Origin of the sequence: Streptomyces sindenensis (assembly GCF_014649035.1) — a bacterium.
Classification (GTDB): Bacteria; Actinomycetota; Actinomycetes; order Streptomycetales; family Streptomycetaceae; genus Streptomyces; species Streptomyces sindenensis.
The window spans coordinates 145,552-166,834 of record NZ_BMSG01000012.1 but is presented as its reverse complement, the minus strand read 5'-3'; the positions used below and the strand labels follow the sequence as shown (position 1 = coordinate 166,834).

The window sequence follows — 21,283 nt, the reverse complement described above, 5'->3', positions numbered from 1 at the left end:
ATCGAAAGCGATCGGAGCAGGGTCCCACACGCACCATCGGCCCCCGCTGCCGTACCGCGTCCCTACTATGCCTGCTGGGCTTCCGCTCCCCGTGCTCAGGTAGGGTGACGACCCGATCAACACCCGTGCAAAAAGCGGTGAATACGGACACGAGGGGGCAACGCGGCGATGGGTGCAGCTACGCGCGAGCGTACCGGGCGGGCCGGCCGTCGGGCCGCCGGGACTTCCCGGAGGCAACGCAGCAACCAGCCGCCCGCAACGGCCCCCGATCCGTCCTCGCGTTCCGCCTCTCCCGGGCCGGCCGCACCTGCCGCGACGACCTTGCGTTCGATCTCGCGGACCGACCGGGTGCGCCCCGTTCTGCGTCAGCTCGTGATCGTCGAGCTGGGTCTCGTGATCGCCGCCGTGGGCGCGGCGCTGGGCGGCGCGTGGCTGATCCCCTCGCTCGTGCTGCTGTGTCTGCTGGTCGCGCTCGCGCTGGTACGCCGACGGGGCCGCGCGCTCCAGGACTGGGTGTCGAGCGCTCTGGGGCTGCGGGCCCGGCGCCGGGCCGCCTCCGCCGCGCCGTCCGCGGACGCGGACGCGGAGCCGATGCTGGCCCCGGTCGCCGAGAACGTGCCCGGCTTCGCCCCGCACGTCCATGTCGACCGGAACCACCGGACGGTGGGGATGCTCGGCGACGGTACGTTCCTGACCGCCGTGGTGCGGGTGCAGGCGAGCGGCGAGGCGCTGCGGCCCGCGTTCGGCGCCCGGTCGCTCCCGTTGTCGCTGCTGGGCGACGCCCTCACGGTGGACGACATCGTGGTGGAGTCGGCGCAGTTGGTGCAGCAGGTGCGGTGCGCCCCGGCCCCTCATCTGCCGCAGCAGTCGGTGGCCCGGCTCTCGTACGCGCCGTTGCAGGACCAGACGGGTGCGCCCGCCCTGCGGATGACCTGGGTGGCGGTGAAGCTGGATCCGGAGCTGTGCCGTGAGGCCATCGAGGCGCGCGGCGGCGGTGTCGAGGGGGCGCAGCGCTGTCTGGTGCGGGTCGCCGACCATGTCGCGAGCCGGATCACGGGCGCCGGTTTCCAGGCCGCGGTGCTGGACCAGGACGAGTTGAACTCCGCGGTGGCCACCTCCGCGTGCGCCAATCCCATCCTGTCGGGTCGGGCGGGCCGCCCGGACGCCGCACCGCAGCGGCGCACCATGGAGACGTCGCGGGTCTGGCGGTGCGACGACCGCTGGCACACGACGTACGCGGTGGACCGCTGGCCCGAGTTGGGGCGGGGCGCGACGCCGCTGCCGCAACTGGTCGCGCTGTTGACGTCGGTTCCCGCGTACGCGACGACGTTCAGCCTGACGGTGCGCCGAGGGGCGCGGCAGGGCTCGACGAGCGTGGTCGGCCATGTGCGGGTCACCGGTGGTTCGGACACCGAACTCATCGGGGTGAGAAGGACGTTGGAGCAGGCCGCCCGGCACGCCAAGGTGGGTCTCGTACGGCTGGACCGCGAGCAGTTGCCGGGTGTCCTGGCCACGCTCCCGCTGGGAGGCGCACAGTGAGCAACCGGACCGAACCCCGGCGCGGGCTGCGCGGCCCCCGGCACGCGGGTCACACCGTGCCCGCGGACCATCTGGGCGCGTTGTCGCTGCCGGTCGGCGACGACGGCGTGATCATCGGCAACGACGCGAACAACAAGCCGCAGCTGATCGGGTTCCACCGCCCGGTGCCGTACGACGTCACGCTGATCGGCGGGCTGTGGACGGCGCAGGTCCTGGCGCTGCGGGCGGCGGGCACCGGCGCCCGGGTGGCGGTCGAGACCGGTCGCGTCCAGGCCTGGACCACGCTCGCCCAGGCGGCCGGCGCCGGTCTTGAGTGCGTGTCCCTGTACGACGTGGGGCGCGTTCCGCCGACGGGTGCGACCGTGGGCAGCCCCGTGGTCGTCGTACGGGACTGCGGCATGCGGCCGCCGCGGGGCCGGGTGGTGTCCTCGCCGTGGCAGTCCGTGCTGACGCTGCTGCCCTATCTGAGCCCCGTCGCACCGCGGTTGATGCGGTCCTCGGCGCTGGTGGGCGTCCAGCGGGTCTCCCCCGGCGAGGCCGAGCAGATCGGCCGGATCCTGGGGCTCGCGCGCGCCGAGTACGAGGCGCTGCCCACGCTGGCGGACGGGGTCACCCTGTGGGTCGCGGGGCGGGAACACCATTGGGTGATGACGAACCCGACCGACGCCGAGACCGGTCTGCTGGGCACAGCTCGCCGGATGGACTGATTCCTGCCCCGTTTCCCTGTTCCCGGTCCCGGTCCCGGTCCTGTTCCCGCATTCCTCATCCGTTTCGCTGTCCCGTTCGGCCCACGGACGCCCCTGTCACCGGGGAACATGGACCACGCACCGAATCCGTTCGATCGAAGGGACGCCAGTCATGGGCACCCAGCAGGAAAAGGACGAGCTCTACGCTCTCGACATCTCCGACGTGACCTGGCTCAGCGCCCCGGGCACCGAGGAGGCGGAGGAGCGCGTCGAGATCGCGCATCTGCCGGGCGGCGGTGTCGCCATGCGTTCCTCACTGGACCCGGACACCGTCCTGCGGTACACGGAGGCGGAGTGGACGGCGTTCGTCCTGGGCGCTCGCGACGGTGAGTTCGACCTCACGTAGGTCCGGCGTCGGGCGGTTTCGTCGCCCCGGGGGCGCGGGCACGGTGGTGGGCGGCCCGGCGAAGTGGCCTTTCCCCCTTCGCCCCTGTACGCGTATGGCCGTAAATGCCCGTCTCGCGACCGTCCTTCCCTCACACCTGGTTCACCGGGCCGTGACACGGGGCCCGTGGGGCGGGTTTTGCCGTGCCCTACGCCTGCCTGAGTTCGCCGGATGGCGATTAGGGTGGGTGGGGCGCGGCAGAAGAAACCTGCGAGCAGGTGATGCGCGTCGCAAGGGGGAGAGCCGGGCGGACCGGCACATCGGGAACGGTCGCCCCCACCCACCACGGCACAAGGGTGCTCGACCACACCAGGAGGCAAAGTGAACGGCGATCGGGACGAGATCCGCGGCGGATGGGACCTGCCCGTCGACGAGTCGTCCGACGCGGATCCCGCCGAGATGACGGGTGAGTTCACCATCGACTACACCCCTCCCGCCTGGTACACGCAGAACGCGGCGGGGGACTCGTCGGGAGGAGCGGGCTCGCATCTGGCTCCCCCTCCGCCGCCGGTCGGGGCGCCCGTGTCCTCGCCCGACCTGTCGGCGGCGCCCGGCGACTTCGAGCCCACCTGGGCGCCCGCACCGCCGGCGTCCGCCGAGCCGGTTGCTCCCTCGGCTGGGGAGGCCCCGGCCGCACCCGCCGTCCCGGAGACGCCTCAGACGCCGCAGACACCGCAGACGCCCGCTCCGGCCGCGGATGCCGGTCCGTTCGGCGGTGGCGATGTGGAGAGCGGCGCGACGATGCGGTTCTCGCCCGCCGCGCTGAAGCGGGAGATCGCGGATCGCGAGGCGGAGGCCGCGGCGGCGTCCGCTGCCGGGGCACAGAGCGAGGAGAAGGATGAGAAGGCTGCGGAGGGCGATGCCCCGGCCTCGTCCGGCACGGGCTCCGAGGACGCTTCCGTGTCGGGTGCGTCCTCGTCCGGTACGTCCTCCGAGCCGTCGGCCTCTCCCGCCTCGCTCACGGACGCCGACTCCCGTACGGACGTGACTTCCGCGGACACCAAGGACGACGGCGACGCGACCGGCACCGGCACCGGCACCGGCACGGACGGGACTCCCGGCTCCGACGACGCGCCCGCCGCCCCCGACGCCGCCGTTACGGACCCGGGTTCGCAGGACGTCGTACCGCAGGACGTCGTACCGCAGGATGCCGCGCCTCAGGACGCGCCGCCCCAGGACGCGCCGCCGCCCGCCGCCGACGCCCCGCAGGCCGCCGCCGCACCGGTGCCGTGGTCGCCGCCCGCGCAGGGCGGCGCCCTGCCGCCCCTGCCGCCCGCGTTCCAGCCGGCCGCCCCGGCGCCCTCCGCACCGCAGCCCGCGGCGCAGTGGCCCGGCGCCGCCCCGGCGGACCAGGCGCCCGGCGGCTACGGCTTCCCCCAGGCGGGCCCGGCCGGCCAACCGCCGCTGGCACCCCCGGCACCCCAGGCCCCCCAGCCGGCGCACCAGCAGCAGCCGTTCCCCGGTCAGCCCGGCCACCCGGGGACCGGGCCGAGCGCACCGCTGCCGCCGCAGGCCCACCCCCAGGCCCCGCAGGGCGCGGGCGGCTACGGGTTCCCGCCGCAGGGCGGCTACGGCTTCCCGCAGCCGGGTCAGCCGGGCCAGCAGCCGGGGCAGGCACCCAGCGCACCGCAGCCCCCGCAGCAAGGCCAGCCGGGCCAGCAGCCCCCCGCGCCCTTCCCCGCCCAGGGCACCCCGAACCTCCCCGCCCCCGCCGCCCCGCAGCAGCCGGAGGCGTACGGCCGGCAGCCCCAGGCTCAGCCCCAGCCCCCAGCTCAAGGCCAGCCCCCGGCCCAGGCCCAGCCGCCGCAGCAGCCCGTCGACCCGCGCGCGGGCGGCGCCTGGCCCACCCCGGTCGCGCACGACCAGCGCGAGCGGTCCGTGCCGGGCGCCCCGCTCGGGTACACCGCGGCCGTCGAGCTCTCCTCCGACCGCCTGGTGCGGGGCAAGCAGAAGGCCAAGAGCAGCCGTAACCCCTCCGCCGCCTCCCGGTTCAAGCTCGGCGGCAAGAAGGAGGAGGCCGAGCGGCAGCGCAAGCTGGACCTGATCCGTACGCCGGTGCTGTCCTGCTACCGCATCGCCGTCATCAGTCTCAAGGGCGGCGTGGGCAAGACCACCACGACCACGGCCCTCGGATCGACGCTGGCCACCGAGCGGCAGGACAAGATCCTCGCCATCGACGCCAACCCGGACGCCGGTACGCTGGGGCGCCGCGTGCGCCGCGAGACCGGGGCGACCATCCGCGACCTGGTCCAGGCGATCCCGTACCTCAACTCGTACATGGACATCCGCAGGTTCACCTCGCAGGCGCCCTCCGGCCTGGAGATCATCGCCAACGATGTGGACCCGGCCGTCTCGACGACGTTCAACGACGAGGACTACCGGCGCGCGATCGAGGTGCTCGGGAAGCAGTACCCGATCATCCTCACCGACTCGGGCACCGGGCTGCTCTACAGCGCGATGCGCGGGGTCCTCGACCTCGCCGACCAGCTGATCATCATCTCGACCCCCTCGGTCGACGGCGCCTCCAGTGCCTCCACGACGCTGGACTGGCTCTCGGCGCACGGGTACGCGGACCTGGTGCAGCGTTCGCTCACCGTCATCTCCGGGGTCCGCGAGACCGGCAAGATGATCAAGGTGGACGACATCGTGCAGCACTTCGAGACGCGCTGCCGCGGCGTCGTCGTCGTACCGTTCGACGAGCACCTGGCGGCGGGCGCCGAGGTCGACCTCGACATGATGCGGCCCAAGACCCGTGAGGCGTACTTCCACCTCTCGGCACTGGTGGCCGAGGACTTCGCGCGCGCCCAGCAGCAGCAGGGACTGTGGACGGCGGACGGCCAGAACCCGCCGCCGCAGTACGCCCCGCCCCTGCCCGGCCAGCAGGGCCACCCGGGCCACGGCGGCCAGGGCCAGCCGATGCCGGGTCAGCCCGCGGCGGGACAGCCGATGCCCGGTCAGCAGATCCCGGGTCAGCAGCCGTACGCACCCCAGCAGCCCGGCCCCGGTCAGCCCTACGCCCCACAGCCCCAGCCGGGCCAGCAGCCCCAGCACCCCGGGCAGCCGCAGCAGCCCCAGCCGGGCCAGCAGCCCTACAGCGGTCAGCCCTACGGCGGGCAGCCGCCGTACGGGGGATATCAGGCGGCCGGGCAGCCGGGGGCGCCCCAGGCCCCCTACCCGCCGCAGCCGGCGCCGGGCGGACCGCAGAACGGGTGGCAGCAGACGCCTCCCCCGCAGGCCGGGCCGGCCACGCCCGGCGCCGGTGTGCCGCAGCAGGGGCAGCCGGATCAGCAGGGCGGAACGGGCAACCCGGCAGGCCAGGCCGATCCGCAGGGCCCGGTGCCTCCCGCCGGGTGGCAGCAGACGCCTCCGCAGCCGCCGCCGGCACCGCAGCAGTAGACCGGTGGCAGGGCCGCCGGAACGGCCGAAGTGGTTGAGACCAATGAGGGCTCGCATCGCTCACGCGGTGCGGGCCCTTCCGCATTCCCGCAGCCCACACGCGGTTTGACACACCGTTGACGAGCCTCGACCACCGCTGATAGACCTTCGCTTCACCAACTGGCGAACCAGAGATCTGCCCGCCTTCTCCAGCGAGTGATGACGCGAGGTCCCCGTCCATGGTCACAAGAGTTCCCCACCACTCCGTCCGGCCACGCCGACGCCTACGCCTCCTGCTGGCCTCCGGAGCGGCTGCCCTGGCGCTCGCCGCCGGGTCCGTCGTCCCGGGCAACCCGCTCGCGCCCGCGCCCTCCGAGGCCCGCGCCGACGACGGGAAGACGACGCTCACCGTCGCCGTGGCGCAGAGTGTCGACTCCCTCAGCCCGTTCCTGGCGCAGCGGCTCGTCAGCACGAGCATCCACCGGCTGATGTACGACTACCTCACCAACTACGACCCCAAGGACAACAAGGCGATCCCGGGCCTGGCCACCGCCTGGGAGCCCTCCGCGGACAAACTGACGTGGACGTACACGATCCGCTCGGACTCGAAGTGGTCCGACGGGCAGCAGGCCACGGCCGAGGACGCGGCCTGGACGTTCAACAAGATGATGACCGACGAGGGCGCGGCCACCTCCAACGGCAGCTTCGTCGGCAACTTCGAGAAGGTGACCGCGCCCAGCAAGGACAAGCTGGTCATCACGCTCAAGGAGCCGCAGGCCACGATGGCCGCGCTCGACGTCCCGATCGTCCCCAAGCACGTGTGGGAGAAGGTCGGCGACTTCTCCAAGTTCAACAACGACAAGGACTTCCCCATCGTGGGGAACGGTCCGTTCATCCTGACGGACTACAAGGTCGACAGCTATGTGAAGCTGAAGGCCAACAAGGACTTCTGGCGCGGCTCGCCCAAGTTCGACGAGCTGGTCTTCCGCTACTACAAGGACCAGGACGCGGCCGTGGCCGCCCTGCGCAAGGGTGAGGTCTCCTTCGTCTCGGGCAGCCCGAGCCTGACGCCCGCTCAGTCCACCTCGCTGAAGAGCGCCCCGGACATCAAGGTGAACGACGCCCCGGGCCGCCGCTTCTTCGCGCTCGCCGTCAACCCCGGGGCGCGGACGAAGGACGGGCAGCGGTTCGGCGACGGGCACCCGGCGCTGCTGGACCAGAAGGTGCGGCACGCGCTGTTCATGGCGGTCGACCGCAAGACCATCATCGACAAGGTCTTCCAGGGCCACGCCGTCGAGGGCGAGGGGTACATCCCGCCGCGCTTCGGCGACTACTTCTGGAAGCCGGCGGAGGGCCAGAAGCTCGCCTACGACCCGGCGAAGGCGGCCTCCCTCCTCGACGAGGCCGGGTACAAGAAGAACGGCGCGGGCAAGCGCGTCGGCAAGGACGGCAAGCCGCTGGACTTCCGTATCCTCTGCCACGCCACCGACCCCAACGACAAGGCGATCGGCAAGTACCTCCAGGAGTGGTGGGGCGAGCAGGGCATCGGGCTGAAGGTGGAGTGCCTCGACAACGTTTCCGACCCCTGGTACGCCGGTGAGTACGACCTCGCCTTCGACGGCTGGTCCGTCAACCCCGACCCCGATTTCGTCCTCTCCATCCACACCTGCGCCGCCCTGCCGGCCAAGGCGAAGGAGTCGGCCGCGACCGACAACTTCATCTGCGACAAGCAGTACGACGAGCTCTACAGGAAGCAACTGGCGGAGTACGACCCCGCCAAGCGGGCGGATCTGGTCAAGCAACTGGAGTCGCGGCTGTACGACACCGGGTACATGAACGTCATGGCGTACCCGAATGCCGTCGAGGCCTACCGCACCGACCACATCGAGTCCATCACCACCATGCCGTCGGCCGCGGGCAACATCTACGGCCAGGACGGCTACTGGAGCTGGTGGTCGGCGGTCCCGGCCGCCGGGGCCTCCTCGTCCGGTTCCTCCGAGTCCGGTGGCTCCTCCACCGGGGTGCTCGTCGGGGTCGGGATCGCCGTCGTCGTCCTCGCCGGTGGCGGACTCCTGTTCGCCATGCGTCGCCGCTCCACCGCGGAAGACCGTGAATAGTCCATGAGCTCAGAAAGCACTCCTGCCCTGCGACAGGGCGCGGCGGGCGTGGAGAGCACCGAATCCGACGGCCCGGCTCCGGCCGGGCCGTCGGCCCGCTCCCCGCGCTCACGCAGTACGGCCGCCTACGCCCGCTACGCGGCGGGCAAGCTCGCCGGGGCGGCCGTCTCCCTCTTCGCCGTCCTCGTCACCAGCTTCTTCCTCTTCCGCCTGATCCCCGGCGATCCGGTCAAGCAGATGACCGGCGGCCGTCAGGTGTCGACCGAACAGATCGCCGCGATGCGCCGTGAGTTCGGCCTCGACCTGCCGCTGTGGCAGCAGTTCACGCAGTACTGCGGCAAGGCGCTCACCGGCGACTTCGGTACGTCGTACCAGTTCCGCGCCCCGGTCATCGACAAGATCACCGAGGCGCTGCCCGCCACTCTGCTGCTGACCGGTACCGCCTTCGTCATCTACACGCTGCTCGGCATCTGGCTGGGTGCACGCTCCGCCTGGCGCAACGGCAGCGCCGGGGACCGGGCCAACACGGCGTTCGCGCTGACGCTGTACTCGGTGCCCTCGTTCTGGCTCGGTCTGCTCCTCATCATCACCCTGTCGGTGGGCATCGGACCGGTCCCCGGGCTGTTCCCGACCGGCGGTATGGAGTCCGGCGACACGGAGGGCTTCGACCGGGTGCTGGACATCGCCCACCACCTGGTGCTGCCCGTCGTCACACTGGTCGCCGTGGAGTACGCGCGCACCCTGCTGGTGATGCGCTCGTCGCTGCTGGACGAGATGGGCAGCGACTATCTGACGACGGCCCGCGCCAAGGGGCTGCGTGACGACCTGGTGCGCCGCAGGCACGCCGTGCCGAACGCGATGCTGCCCACGGTCACGCTGCTCTTCGTGAACCTCGGTACGACGGTGGCGGGGGCGATCCTGGTGGAGACGGTGTTCTCCTGGCCGGGGCTCGGCGGTCTCTTCTACCAGGCGCTGAGCGTGCCGGACCTGCCGTTGGTGCAGGCGCTGTTCTTCGTGTTCGCCGCCGCGGTGATCCTGATGAACACGCTCGCCGATGTGATCTATCCGCTGCTCGATCCCCGGGTGGGCCGATGACAACGTCGATGGAGAAGCCCTCCGAGCCGCGGGAGCCGGACGCCCGCAAGCCCTCCGGGGAGGTACCGGCGCAGAGCCCCCGTGCCCTGACCTGGGCCCGGCGACGGCAGGCGGTGGCCCGCTTCTGGCGGCAGTACCGCACGCACCACGCCGGCCTCGCCGGTCTCGCCGTGCTCGCGGTGATCGCCCTGCTGGCGCTGACCGCCCCGCTGCTGGTCGGGGCCGACTCACAGAGCGTGACGAACGCCACGGGCGGCCCGCTGGAGGAGCCGAGCGGTGAATTCCCGCTCGGGACCGATCAGTTCGGGCGCAGCCTGCTGGCCCTGATGCTGTGGGGTACGCGGGTGTCGCTGACGGTCGGGCTGCTCGCCGCCTTCCTGTCGGTGGCGATCGGCACCCTGATCGGGATCACCGCGGGCCACTTCAAGGGCTGGTACGCCACCGTCATCATGCGGGTGACGGACTGGTTCCTGGTGATGCCGACCCTCGTTCTGGCCATCGCCCTGGCCACGGTCCTCTCCCGGTCGATCTGGACGACGATCCTGGCGATCGGCGTGACGACCTGGCCGACGACCGCCCGGCTGGTCCGCGCCCAGACGCTGTCCGTGGAGTCCCGCCCGTACATCGAACGCTCGCGGGCGCTCGGCGGCGGTCACGGGCACATCATGACGCGTCACGTCCTGCCCAATGTCATGCCGCTGGTGCTGGCGCAGACCACGCTGGTGATCTCCACCGCCATCCTCACCGAGGCGACCCTCGCCTTCCTCGGGCTCAGCGATCCCACGATCGTCTCCTGGGGCGGTCTGCTCCAGGACGCCCGCGAGGCCGGCGCGGTCAGCTCCGGCAACTGGTGGTACCTCGCTCCGCCCGGACTCGCCATCGCCGTGGTCGCCCTCGCCTTCACGCTGTGCGGCCGCACCATCGAGTCCGTGCTCAACCCCAAGCTGGGGGTGTCCCGTTGACCGCCACGACCACGACCACCACGCCGAACCCGGACCCGTCCGGCTCGCCCGGCCTGTCGGATCCGGTCGGCGAACCCCCGCTCCTGGAGGTCCGGAATCTGACCGTCACCTACGGCGGCGGGGCCGACGCCGTCCCCGCCGTACGGGGGGTCGATCTGCGGGTCGAGGCCGGGCAGAAGCTCGGCATCGCCGGGGAGTCCGGCTGCGGGAAGTCCACCCTGGCCCTCGCCCTGCTCCGCCTCCTGCCCGCGACGGCGAAACTGACGGGCGAGATCCTGCTCGACGGCGAGGACGTCCTCACCATGAAGTGGGGCCGCCTGCGGGCGGTCCGCTGGGCGGGCGCGTCGATCGTCTTCCAGGGCGCGATGCACTCGCTGAACGCGGTGCACCGGGTCGGGGACCAGATCGCCGAGCCGATCCTGCTGCACAGCAAGGCCACCCCGGCGGCCGCCCGCAAGCGCGCCGGCGAGCTGCTGGAACAGGTGGGCCTGCCCGCCGCCCGCGCACAGGCGTATCCGCACGAGCTGTCCGGCGGGCAGCGCCAGCGCGTGATGATCGCGATGGCACTCGCCTGCGATCCGCGGCTGATCGTGGCGGACGAACCGACGACCGCGCTGGACGTGATGATCCAGGCGCAGATCCTGCGCCTGATCGAGCAGTTGGTGTCCGACCAGAACGTCGGCCTGATCATGATCAGCCATGACCTGGCGGTGCTCGCCGACACCTGCGACCGGCTCTCGGTGATGTACGCGGGCCGGGTCGTGGAGGAGGGCCCGGCCCGGCAGGTGTACACGGACGCCCGCCACCCGTACGGCAGGGCGCTGTCCGCCGCGTTCCCGAGGATCGGGGACCTGTCCTCGCGGCACGCCCCGCGCGGGCTGCCGGGCGACCCGCCGGATCCGGCCGCGCTGCCGGGCGGCTGTACGTTCCATCCGCGGTGCCCGGTGGCGCTGGACGTCTGCGACACCGAGGACCAGGAGCTGCGGGAGGCCGGACCGGAGCGCCGGGCGGCCTGCGTCCTGGTGGACGAACCGGTCTCCCCGGGGGCCGACGACACGAGGAGCACGACATGAGCACCGTCCCTCCGGTCGGCACCGCGCCCCTCCTCAGCGCCGAGGAGCTGAAGGTCGCGTTCCCCGGCCGGCGCGGGGCCGCCACCGCCCGGGCCGTCGACGGCGTCGACCTGGACATCCGGCCCGGCGAGATCGTCGCGCTGGTCGGCGAGTCCGGCTGCGGCAAGACGACGCTGGCCCGGTCCCTGCTCGGCCTGGTCCCGCCCACCTCCGGGCGGGTCACCTTCGGCGGCGCCCCGCTCGACTACACGGGCCGGGCGCTGAAGGCGTACCGCAAACGCGTACAGCTGGTCCTCCAGGACCCCAGCGGCTCGCTCAACCCCCGGCACACGGTGTACGACGCGGTGGCGGAGGGGCTGCGCATCCACGGCTACGCGGGCGACGAGCGGGCCGCCGTGTCGGATGCCCTCTCCCGGGCCGGCCTGCGCCCGCCGGAGCGGTTCTTCCTGCGCTTCCCGCACGAGCTGTCGGGCGGTCAGCGCCAGCGCGTCGTGATCGCCGGGGCCCTGGTGCTGGAGCCGGAGCTGATCGTGGCCGACGAGCCGGTGGCGTCGCTGGACGCGTCGGTACGGGGCGAGATCCTGGCCCTCCTGCTCCGCCTCCGGGACGAGCTGGGCCTCTCGGCGCTCGTCGTCACCCATGACCTCGGGCTCGCCTGGAACATCGCGGACCGGGTGGCCGTGATGTATCTGGGCCGGATCGTCGAGACGGGCCCGGTCGAGCAGCTGCTCACGGCCCCTCAGCACCCGTACACCCGCGCCCTGCTGTCCGTGCTTCCCGAGGCGGAGGGCGAACCGGTGGTGCTGGCCGGCGAGCCGCCGGACCCCTCGAAGGTGCCTTCCGGCTGCCGGTTCCACGTCCGCTGCCAGGTCCTGGCCTCGGGCGAGGCGGAGCGGGCGGGGGTGGCGGCAGCCTGCCGCACGGTGGATCTGCCGGTGCTGAACGGGGGCGGGGACGCCCAGGTGGCGTGCCACTGGGCGGCGGCGTGCGCCGGGGTGGACGGGGGCGGGTCCGCGGCCCCGCCGACGGCCTGAGCCGCCGGGCCTCAGCGGGTCCGGTAGCGGGCGTAGATCAGCCCACTCGCGGCGAAGGCGCGCTCCTCGACCAGTTCGAGGTCGAGGCGCACGCCGTCGGGGAAGAACCGCTTGCCGCCGCCGACCACGCTCGTGGTGATGAACAGGTGGTACTCGTCCACCAGACCTGCCGCGATGGCCTGGGCCGCGAGGTTCGGGCCGTCGACGGTGAGGTCGGCGTCCGCCTCCTCCTTGAGCCGGCGGACCGCGTCCGGGTCGAAGGACCGCTCGATACGGGTCCTCGCACTGGACACCGCGTCGAGCGACGTGGAGTACACGACCTTCTCCGCGGCCTGCCAGTCGCGGGCGTACTGCGCGACGTGCGGCGGCTGGCCGGGCTCGTCGAGCGCGGTCTCCCAGTAGACCATCGTCTCGTACATCCGCCGGCCGTAGAGGTAGGTGCCGACCGGCCGGAAGAGATCGTTGACAAAGGTGTGGACCTCCGGATCCTCGGCGGCCCCGGCCCCGAGGCCGCCCTCCGCCGCCTCGGCATAACCGTCGAGCGAGGTGATCATGGAGTAGATGAGCTTGGCCACGGCATCTCCTTCACTACGGACGCGCCCCTCCGGCGGTCCCACCCATGACGACTGCCGCTCCCGGCGGAACTCATCGGTACCAGCACGGCGATGGGCGCCGCCGCGGTCGGCGGGAGCCTCATCGCGGCGATGGCCGCCCACCGGCTGCCCCGCAGAGCGGTGTTCCTCATCGGGTTCCTGCTGGGCGGGGCCCCGAGGTTCCTGGTCCTCGCGCTGGACGCCCCCCTGGGCGTGGTGCTGGCGGTCTTCGCCGTCAGCGGGTTCGGGGCCGGGTTCATCAACCCCGTGCTGGGCGCCGTGTTCGTCGAGCGGGTGCCGCGCCGGATGCTGGGCCGGGTCAACGCCCTCGGGGACTCGCTGTCCTGGTCCGGCATCCCGCTCGGCGGGCTGCTCGCCGGGGCGGCGGTGACGGCCGCCGGGCTGACTCCGGTGCTCCTCGTCTGCGGGGCCGCGTACTTCCTCACCACCACCCTGGCCGGGCTGCGGCCGGAGTGGCGGGCCATGGACCGCCCCCGCGAGAACGGCGCACAACGGGAGGAGGCTCGGGACGCTACGAAGACGGGGTCATGACGTTTCGCCGTGGTGGATCGCCCCCGTCAGCTCACCCAGCGGCCGTCCCGTGCCACCCCAGCGGTGCTGGATGATCTCCGCGGCGATGGAGACCGCCGTCTCCTCCGGCGTACGGGCTCCGAGGTCGAGGCCCACCGGTGAGGCGAGGCGGGCGAGCGCCGCGTCGTCCGCCCCGGCCTCGCGCAGCCGGGCGAGCCGGTCGTGGTGGGTGCGGCGGCTGCCCATCACACCGATGTACGCGGCGGGCGTGCGCAGGGCCGCGAGGAGCAGGGGCACGTCGAACTTCGGGTCGTGGGTGAGGACGCAGATCACCGTGCGGGCGTCGACCTCGGTGGACTCCAGGTAGGTGTGCGGCCAGGCGCGGACCACCTCGTCCGCCGTGGGGAAGCGTTCCCGGGTGGCGAAGGCGGGGCGGGCGTCGCAGACGGTGACCCGGTAGCCGAGGAAGGAGCCGATGCGGGCGGTGGCGGCCGCGTGGTCGATCGCGCCGAAGACCAGCATGCGGGGCGGCGGGGCGTACGTCCGGATGAAGACGGCCACCTCCTGCATCCGGCGCTGGCCGTGCGCCCCGTACCACTGGGTCGCGGTGTGGCCCTGGGCCAGCAGTCCGCGGGCGTCGTCGGTGACGGCCGCGTCGAGCCCCTCGGAGCCGAGCGTGCCGGTGGTGGGCCCGGCGCCGGAGGGGCGGACCACCAGGCGGGCCCCGGTCTCCGCCGCGCCGGAGAGGACGGTCGCCTCGGCCGCCGGCCGGCCGGCGGCGATCAGGTCCAGCAGGGCGCCGAGATCCGCCAGCTCGGCCGCGGAGGCGTAACGGCGCACCAGGACCTCGATCGTGCCGCCGCACGTCAGCCCGACACCGAACGCCTCGTCATCGCTGATCCCGTACGCCACCACGCGCGGCCCCGCCCCGGCGAGGACCTCGCGGGCGACCTCGTACAGATCGCCCTCGACGCAGCCCCCGGAGACGCTGCCGACCACCGCGCCCGCCGCGTCGACGGCCAGGACGGCGCCGGGGTCGCGGGGCGCGCTGCCGTGCACGGCGACGACGGTCGCCAGGGCGAGGGGGACGCCGTCGGCACACCGGGCACGGAGGTCGGGCAGGATGTCGCGCACCCTGCCAGCATCCGTCGTCCCGGGGCGGAACGCACGGCCGGCCCGTGCGTCAGTGGGCGCCGTCGTACGCGGCGGTCAGCTCGCTGGAGCGCTTCACATCGGCGGCCATGGCGACCAGGAGCTCGTCGATCGAGTCGAACTTCAGCATGCCGCGGACGTACGCCAGGAAGTCGACGGCCACGTGCAGCCCGTACAGATCGAGGTCGACGCGGTCGATGGCGTACGCCTCCACGGTCCGCTCGGTGCCGTCGAACTGCGGGTTCGTGCCGACCGAGATCGCGGCGGGCATCGACTCGCCGTCCACCTCCAGCCAGCCGGCGTACACGCCGTCGGCGGGGATCGCGGTGTGCGGCAGGGTCTCGACGTTGGCCGTCGGGAAGCCCAGCTCCCGGCCGCGCTGCGCGCCGCGCACCACGATGCCCTCGACCCGGTGCGGGCGGCCCAGGATCTCGGCGGCCCCGGCGACATCGCCCTCGGCGATCAGGCGGCGCGTGAGCGTGGAGGAGAACGGCTGTCCGCCGCCCGCCTCGCCGGTGACGTACAGGTCGATGACCTCGACGGTGTAGTCGTAGGTGGCGCCCAACTCGGTCAGCAGCGCGACGTCCCCCGCGGCCCTGTGGCCGAAGCGGAAGTTGGGGCCCTCGATGACGGCCTTGGCGTGGAGGCGGTCGACGAGGACCTTCGCGATGAAGTCGGCGGGCGACAGCTTCGAGAACTCGGAGGTGAACGGGAGGATCAGCACCGCGTCCACGCCCAGCTCCGCCATCAGCTCCGCGCGGCGGTGGTGCGGGGCGAGCAGCGGCGGGTGGCTGCCGGGGCGGACGACCTCGCTGGGGTGCGGGTCGAAGGTGACGACGACCGACGGGAGGCCCAGCTCACGGGCGCGCTCGACGGCCCGGCCGATGATCAGCTGGTGTCCGCGGTGCACGCCGTCGTAGGAGCCGATGGTGACGACGCTGCGTCCCCAGTCCTGGGGGATGTCCTCCAAGCCACGCCAGCGCTGCACTGTGACCGCTCCTCGCCCGAACCTGTGTACGTGTGTATGTCGATTACGCAGGTCTAAGACTGCCATGCTCACGTCCCGCCGCCTGCATCGGCATCGTCATCGGCGGGCGTGATGTCTCCAACGCCTCCACCGTGCGCCGGGCGCTCGGGCCGACGACCGCCGCCCACTCCTCGGGGGCGTCGGCCAGCCAGCGGGTGACGAGGGCGGCGAAGCCGGGCACGTCGCGGGCGCACTCGACGAGGCCCCGGTCGAAGCGGACGGCGCCTTCGGGGGTGCGGACCAGCAGTATGCCGGTGCGGTGGACGAGGGCGCGGGTGCGGATCTCGGGGCGGCGCCCGGAGCCCTGGGCGGCGGCCCGGAGCAGGGCTTCCAGGACGTGCGGGTCACGGCCGGCGGTCTGCTCGAACTCCAGCAGCACCTCCAGCAGCTCGGCCCGCAGCGGCCGGGAGTCCGCGCTGCCGGGCCCGGCGAGGACGGCGGCGAGCGCGGCGCGGACCGGAGGCGGTGCGGGCCGGTCCCTGAGCAGCCCGGTGACCAGGGGCAGCAGCAGGGCGCGGGCGGCCGGACCGTGCTCCAGGCGGAGGTCGACGTACTCGGCGGCGTGCGTGCCGTCGTCGGGGTGGGCGTCGATGTACTCCCGTACGAGTCCGGCGACATGCAGCGCGAGGGCGGGCGTGTCGAGGCCGGCCAGGGATCGCAGCACCGCTCCCCCACCGTCGCCGGGGTGGGCGAGGCGGGCGCGGAGGGCGGCGAGGACCGGCTCCTGGTGGGACGGGAACACCTCGGCGAGCAGTTCGACGGGCAGCCGGGGGTCTCCGGCGGCGAAGGCGCGCAGGGCGGCCGGGAGATGGCGGCCCCGGGCCTTCGGGTCGCGGACCAGGAGGGTGTGGGCGGCGGCGTGCAGGCCGGCGTCCTCGGGGCGCTCCAGCAGGATCTCGGCGGCGGAGCGCAGCAGGGCCCGGTCGCCCTCGGCGGTGACGCGCTGCTGGAGGAGTCCGGCGTAGCGGGCGGCGGCGGAGCGGCGGGCCGGTCGGTCCTCGTCGCGGGCCCAGCGCTCGACGGCCCGGCAGAGCGCGGTGGGCTCGTCCTCCGCGAGGGCGGCGAGCAGCTCCCCGGCCCGGGTGTGCGGGGTGGCGATCAGCGCGTCGGTGAGACCGTCGAGGTCCAGCTCGCGACGGGCGTACAGCAGGGCCTGCGCGGCGGCGGCGACGGTGGGGCGCAGGGGGACGTCCGGGGCGTCGGGGCCCACGAGCAGCGGCCGTTCGTCGGTGAACCAGCGGCACAGCAGCGGCTGGACGGCCGGGGCGTCGAGGGCGAGGCGGCGGGCGACCGCGTCCAGATAGCGCTCGTCGCCGTCGGTGCGGGGCAGCCCGTCGGCGGGCACCAGCCGGCGGAGCAGGTCGATCCGGTCCTCCTCGGGCAGCCGGAGCCGCCGCCAGAACCAGGGACCGAACTCCCCGTACGCCCCGAGGTCCCCGGGTCCTTCGGGGGCTGCGGAGCGGCGGGTGATGCGCCCGGCGAGGACCCGCAGGACGCCGAGGTACGGGCGGGCGTCGGGCACCCGCAGCAGGCTGCCGCCCAGCAGGTGGGCCGCCCACCAGGCGGCGTCCTCGTCGCGCGGGCCCTCGTCGGTCCAGAGCCGGTCCAGCGCCTCGATCAGGTCGGCCATCCGGTGCGCGAGGGCGGCGGTGCCCTGGCGGCGGCCGAGGAGCACCATCGCCTGGATCACCGGGCCGATGCGGTGCCGGGGCACGGGGAGGCTGCGGGGTTCGCCGGAGTCGTGGGGGTGCGGGGTGCGGTCCGGGGTGCCGCTCCCCCGGTGCCAGCGGTGCACGAGGGAGCGCAGGGCCGCGTCCAGGTCGAGGTGGGCGCCCTGCACCCAGTCGCCGAGCTCCTCGTGGGCGAAGCGGTAGCCCGCCCCGGCGGGGACGAGGAGCCCTTCGGTGAGCACGGCGGAGGCCCAGCCGGTGCGCCAGGGGAAGATCTCCTCGAACGCCGCCCGGTCCAGCTCGCCCTGGCCCGGGCCCAGACAGCGGCGGGCCGCCTCGTGGACCTGGCCCGCCACCCGGGCGGCCAGCCGGCGGACGGCCGCACCGCGGGGCTGCTCGTCGGCGGCGGCCGCGATCCGGACGGCGGCGCGCACGCACAGCAGGTCGAGGTGGGCGCCGAAGACGTCCTCGGTGTCGGGGCGGCCCGGCACGCCCGGCGGCAGGGCGGCGCGGACCTCGGCGAGGAGCCGCAGGGTCAGCGGGTGCCGGTCGTGGCCGGGGGCCAGCGCGGTGGGCGGGATGCCGTACGCCTCCTTGGCGCTCTCGGCCTGCTCGGGGGTGAGGTCGGCCAGCCGGAGGGCGGGCGGCAGCCGTCGGGCGGGGCGGTGCGGTCGGTGCAGGGCGTCCCGGGGCCAGAGGGCGCCCGCGGTCTCCCAGTGCTCGGGGCGGCAGGCGACGACGAGCCGGACGGCGTTCTCGCGGAGCCAGCCGAGGGTGGAGCGCGTCCAGTCGGCCAGCCGGTGGGCGAGCAGCGGCGGCATCTCCTCGGGGCCGTCGAGGACCACCAGGAGCGGGTGCCCCGCGTCGGCGGCGAGCTTGGCGACGCGCTCCGGGGTGGCGGTGCTCATGTCGCCGCGGGCGCCCGCCGCGGTGACGATCCGGGCGGAGCGGGTGAGCGTGCGGCTCGCGGCGTCCGCGATCGAGACGTCCTCGGCCAGCAGGTCCGCGCCGCGCAGCCAGAGCGTGGGGGCGGGCGCGGCGCCGTCGGCGCGGCGGGCGGCGAGGGCGGCCAGTTCGGTGGTGCGGCCGGTGCCGGGTGCGCCGACGAGGCCGAGGACCAGGCCCGTACCCGCGGCGAAGGCGGCCAGCTCGGCGTGGACGTCCGCGCGCTCGACCGGTGCGGTGCGGGCCTTCGGGCCGTCCGCCGAGCCGACGGAGGTGGCGGTGAGCTGGAGGGCCCCGGCGAGGTTGAGGTGGGGGCCGTAGGCGGGGGCGACGGCGGCGTTGCGGCGGAGCAGGGCGTCCAGGGTGTCGTCCGTGCCCCGGGTGATCGGGAGGGCGAGGCCGGCCGCCTCGTGCTGGGCGGTGAGGGCGGTGCAGAGGATGCCGAGGACCGCGCCGGTGGCCGGGTCGGTGACCGGTCCGCCGACGGCCGCGCCGCCGGAGCGCAGGGCGTCGCGCCCGTCGGTGCCGAGGGCCAGCTCCAGGGCGGCGGGGACCGGGTGGCCGACGCCGTCCGGTGCGGTGTACGTGGCGGGGGTCGTGCCGAGCACGCGGGCCTCGCGCCGTCCGTGGGCGGCGATGTCCACGTAGCCGCCGGGCTCGGCGCGGTCGCGTCCGGCGATGGGCAGCGGTTCGGCGTCGAGGGCTTCGGGGCCGCCGGTGCGCAGGAGGGCGAGGCCGAGGGCGGGCAGTGCGGTGATGTCGTCGGGGGCGACGGAGCAGGTGCGGCCGTCGGTGCCGTGCAGGAGGAGCGGGCCCGGGGAGGCGGCGGCCTGATGGGCGGTGACGACCGTGCCGCGCTCGTCCGCGACGAATCCCGTCCCTCGCGGCCGGCCGGCCTGATCGCAGATTTTTACCAGCTTCGACCGGTCCCCACTGCCCATGGTCCGACGGTAGGCCGCCGGTGATCGCCCGGAGCGTACGGACGGGGAAAGCGCCCCCCGCGCCCCCGCCGTTCACTCCGAGCGCCCGTCCAATGGGGTGAATAAGCGTGTCCTGCGGGGAGCAGGGATGGTGCCGGGGAGGGGAAAAGGGTGGAGCGGGCACCGATGGGGGGTGGTGCCCGCTCCACGACAAGCGGTCGGCGCGTCCGCGACAAGCGGTCGGCGCGTCCGCGACAAGCGGTCGGCGCGTCCGCGACAGGCAGTCGGCGCGTCCGCGACAGGCAGTCGGCGCGTCCGCGACAAGCGGTCGGCTCGTCCGCCGGACACGGCCGGGTCAGGCGAATACGGCGAGGCTCTTGGCCTTGCCCTTCTCCTCCTCGACGAGCACGAGGAACGTCCCGTCGGGCCCGAAGACCGCGACCGGCCCCGGCGGGTAGGCCGGCATGTCCAGCCGTACGCCGTTGAGGAGCAGCTTGGCGCGCTTCTCGTCGACGTCCCAGCGGGGGAAGGCCGCGTCCGCCGCGTCGGCGACGGGCATCACGGTCAGCTCCTCCTGGTGCTGGTCCAGGGTGCGGGCCGCGTCCAGGCCGTACGGGCCGACCCGGGTGCGGCGCAGCGCGGTCAGGTGGCCGCCGACGCCGAGCCCGGCGCCGAGGTCGCGGGCCAGCGCCCGGATGTAGGTCCCGGAGGAGCAGACGACGGAGACGACCAGGTCGAGGACGGGGGTGCCGTCCTCGGCGACGGCCTCGCGGACGTCGTAGACGCGGAAGGAGGAGACGGTCACCGGGCGGGCCGGGATCTCGAACTCCTCGCCGCCGCGCACCCGCGCGTAGGACCGCTTGCCGTCGATCTTGATGGCGCTGACCTTGGACGGCACCTGCATGATCGCGCCGGTCAGCGCGGCCACCCCGGCGTCGATGCCCTCACGGGTCACCCCGGAGGCGTCGGTGGACGAGGTGATCTCGCCCTCGGCGTCGTCGGTGACGGTGTCCTGGCCGAGCCGGATCGTGCCGAGATACTCCTTCTCGGTCAGGGCGAGGTGGCCCAGGAGCTTGGTGGCCCGCTGGACGCCGAGCACCAGGACCCCGGTCGCCATCGGGTCCAGCGTGCCGGCGTGGCCGACGCGTCGCGTACGGGCGATGCCGCGCATCTTGGCGACGACGTCGTGCGAAGTGAAGCCGGACGGCTTGTCGACGATGACAAGTCCGTCCGGCGTGGTGGTCTGCTCGGTCATGCGGAGGCGGGACCCTCGTTCTTGTCGGTCGAGCCGGGGGTGTCCGCCTCGTCGTCCTCGTCCTCGGGCTTGCGGTACGGGTCGGCCTCACCGGCGTACGTCGCTCCGGTGGAGACCTGGCGCACCTCCGCGTCCTTGGCCCGCGCCTTGTCGAGGAGGTCCTCGATGGTGCGGGCGTTGTCCGGGAGGGCGTCCGGCACGAAGGCCAGGGTCGGCGTGAACCGGACCCCGGTCTGCCGGCCCACCTCGGAGCGCAGCACGCCCTTGGCGCTCTCCAGCGCGGCCGCGGAGGCCGCGCGCTCCTCGTCGTCGCCGTAGACCGTGTAGAAGACCGTGGCCTCCCGCAGGTCGCCGGTGACCCGGGCGTCCGTGATCGTCACGAATCCCAGCCGCGGATCCTTGATTCGCCGGTCCAGGGTCTCCGCGACCACGACCTGGATGCGATCGGCCAGCTTGCGGGCCCGCGCGTTGTCGGTCACCGGTCCGTCACTCTTCCTTCTGATTTCGCTCGACTGTCAGTCTTCGTCACTGTGCAGCCGCCGTCTGACCGACAGCAGCTCCACCTCGGGGCGTCCCGCGACCAGCCGCTCGCAGCGGTCCAGCACGTCCGTGAGGTGTCCGGTGTCACCGGAGACCACGGCAAGGCCGATCTCGGCCCTGCGGTGGAGATTCTGCCCGCCGGTCTCGGCCACGCTCACCGCGAACCTGCGTTGGAGTTCGGCGACGATCGGGCGGACGACGGAACGCTTCTCCTTCAACGACCGTACGTCGCCGAGGAGCAGATCGAAGGACAGGGTCCCCACATACATGTGTGTCCGGATGTCCCGCCGGTTCGGGTTCGTGCCCCGCCAGAGCTTGCCGGGG

General features: G+C 73.7%; 16 protein-coding genes and 1 pseudogene. 10 read left to right on the top strand and 7 right to left on the bottom strand.

Features of this window, described 5'->3' with window-relative positions; translation table 11 throughout:
• Positions 1–168 precede the first annotated feature (168 nt).
• From eccE to IE145_RS16115, 9 genes are all read left to right on the top strand, one after another.
• Positions 169–1,539: a type VII secretion protein EccE gene (gene eccE, locus IE145_RS16155; protein WP_189525729.1), complete on the top strand. Its 1,371-nt coding sequence runs from the start codon at positions 169–171 to the stop codon at positions 1,537–1,539.
• The gene (locus IE145_RS16150; RefSeq protein ID WP_032770050.1) at positions 1,536–2,246 is read left to right on the top strand and encodes a hypothetical protein; all 711 of its coding nucleotides are present in this window, start codon (positions 1,536–1,538) and stop codon (positions 2,244–2,246) included. The genes eccE and IE145_RS16150 overlap by 4 nt, the downstream gene beginning before the upstream one ends.
• Before the next feature lie 151 nt (positions 2,247–2,397).
• On the top strand, positions 2,398–2,631 hold the full coding sequence (locus IE145_RS16145) for a DUF397 domain-containing protein (RefSeq protein ID WP_010061864.1): 234 nt from the start codon (positions 2,398–2,400) through the stop codon (positions 2,629–2,631).
• Positions 2,632–2,991: 360 nt separating this feature from the next.
• The gene (locus tag IE145_RS16140) at positions 2,992–6,066 is read left to right on the top strand and encodes an SCO5717 family growth-regulating ATPase (protein WP_189525728.1); all 3,075 of its coding nucleotides are present in this window, start codon (positions 2,992–2,994) and stop codon (positions 6,064–6,066) included.
• A gap of 218 nt (positions 6,067–6,284) precedes the next feature.
• Positions 6,285–8,162: an ABC transporter substrate-binding protein gene (locus tag IE145_RS16135; protein ID WP_189525727.1), complete on the top strand. Its 1,878-nt coding sequence runs from the start codon at positions 6,285–6,287 to the stop codon at positions 8,160–8,162.
• A gap of 3 nt (positions 8,163–8,165) precedes the next feature.
• Complete coding sequence (locus tag IE145_RS16130) at positions 8,166–9,257, top strand: ABC transporter permease (protein WP_189525726.1); 1,092 nt, start codon at positions 8,166–8,168, stop codon at positions 9,255–9,257.
• Between the two features lie 8 nt (positions 9,258–9,265).
• Positions 9,266–10,219 carry an ABC transporter permease gene (locus tag IE145_RS16125; protein WP_229825586.1) on the top strand — a complete coding sequence of 318 codons (954 nt, stop codon included), beginning with the start codon at positions 9,266–9,268 and terminating at the stop codon, positions 10,217–10,219.
• Positions 10,165–11,292, top strand: coding sequence for an ABC transporter ATP-binding protein (locus IE145_RS16120; RefSeq protein WP_373296591.1), 1,128 nt, complete (start codon positions 10,165–10,167; stop codon positions 11,290–11,292). The genes IE145_RS16125 and IE145_RS16120 overlap by 55 nt, the downstream gene beginning before the upstream one ends.
• On the top strand, positions 11,289–12,326 hold the full coding sequence (locus tag IE145_RS16115) for an oligopeptide/dipeptide ABC transporter ATP-binding protein (protein ID WP_189525723.1): 1,038 nt from the start codon (positions 11,289–11,291) through the stop codon (positions 12,324–12,326). The genes IE145_RS16120 and IE145_RS16115 overlap by 4 nt, the downstream gene beginning before the upstream one ends.
• Positions 12,327–12,337: 11 nt before the next feature.
• Here the strand turns inward: IE145_RS16115 and IE145_RS16110 are convergent, their stop codons facing one another.
• A complete protein-coding gene (locus tag IE145_RS16110) occupies positions 12,338–12,901 on the bottom strand; it encodes a dihydrofolate reductase family protein (protein WP_189525722.1) in 564 nt (187 codons plus the stop codon).
• An 81-nt stretch (positions 12,902–12,982) separates the two neighbouring features.
• Between IE145_RS16110 and IE145_RS16105 the strand changes: the two are divergent.
• Positions 12,983–13,471: pseudogene (locus IE145_RS16105) on the top strand (MFS transporter); the annotation flags it as partial.
• Here the strand turns inward: IE145_RS16105 and IE145_RS16100 are convergent.
• The 6 genes from IE145_RS16100 to IE145_RS16075 all read right to left on the bottom strand — a co-directional run bounded on the left by IE145_RS16100 (position 13,466) and on the right by IE145_RS16075 (position 21,228).
• Complete coding sequence (locus IE145_RS16100; protein WP_189525721.1) at positions 13,466–14,584, bottom strand: XdhC family protein; 1,119 nt, start codon at positions 14,582–14,584, stop codon at positions 13,466–13,468. The pseudogene IE145_RS16105 and the gene IE145_RS16100 overlap by 6 nt on opposite strands.
• Positions 14,585–14,633: 49 nt before the next feature.
• The gene (locus IE145_RS16095) at positions 14,634–15,590 is read right to left on the bottom strand and encodes a bifunctional riboflavin kinase/FAD synthetase (protein ID WP_189525720.1); all 957 of its coding nucleotides are present in this window, start codon (positions 15,588–15,590) and stop codon (positions 14,634–14,636) included.
• A 43-nt stretch (positions 15,591–15,633) separates the two neighbouring features.
• Positions 15,634–19,185 carry a trypsin-like peptidase domain-containing protein gene (locus tag IE145_RS16090; RefSeq protein WP_189525719.1) on the bottom strand — a complete coding sequence of 1,184 codons (3,552 nt, stop codon included), beginning with the start codon at positions 19,183–19,185 and terminating at the stop codon, positions 15,634–15,636.
• Positions 19,186–19,519: 334 nt separating this feature from the next.
• Complete coding sequence (truB, locus tag IE145_RS16085; RefSeq protein ID WP_189525718.1) at positions 19,520–20,419, bottom strand: tRNA pseudouridine(55) synthase TruB; 900 nt, start codon at positions 20,417–20,419, stop codon at positions 19,520–19,522.
• Positions 20,416–20,898, bottom strand: a complete 483-nt coding sequence (gene rbfA, locus IE145_RS16080; protein WP_010061881.1) for a 30S ribosome-binding factor RbfA — start codon at positions 20,896–20,898, stop codon at positions 20,416–20,418. The genes truB and rbfA overlap by 4 nt, the downstream gene beginning before the upstream one ends.
• Before the next feature lie 36 nt (positions 20,899–20,934).
• Positions 20,935–21,228, bottom strand: coding sequence for a DUF503 domain-containing protein (locus IE145_RS16075; protein ID WP_065489697.1), 294 nt, complete (start codon positions 21,226–21,228; stop codon positions 20,935–20,937).
• Between the last annotated feature and the right edge of the window lie 55 nt (positions 21,229–21,283).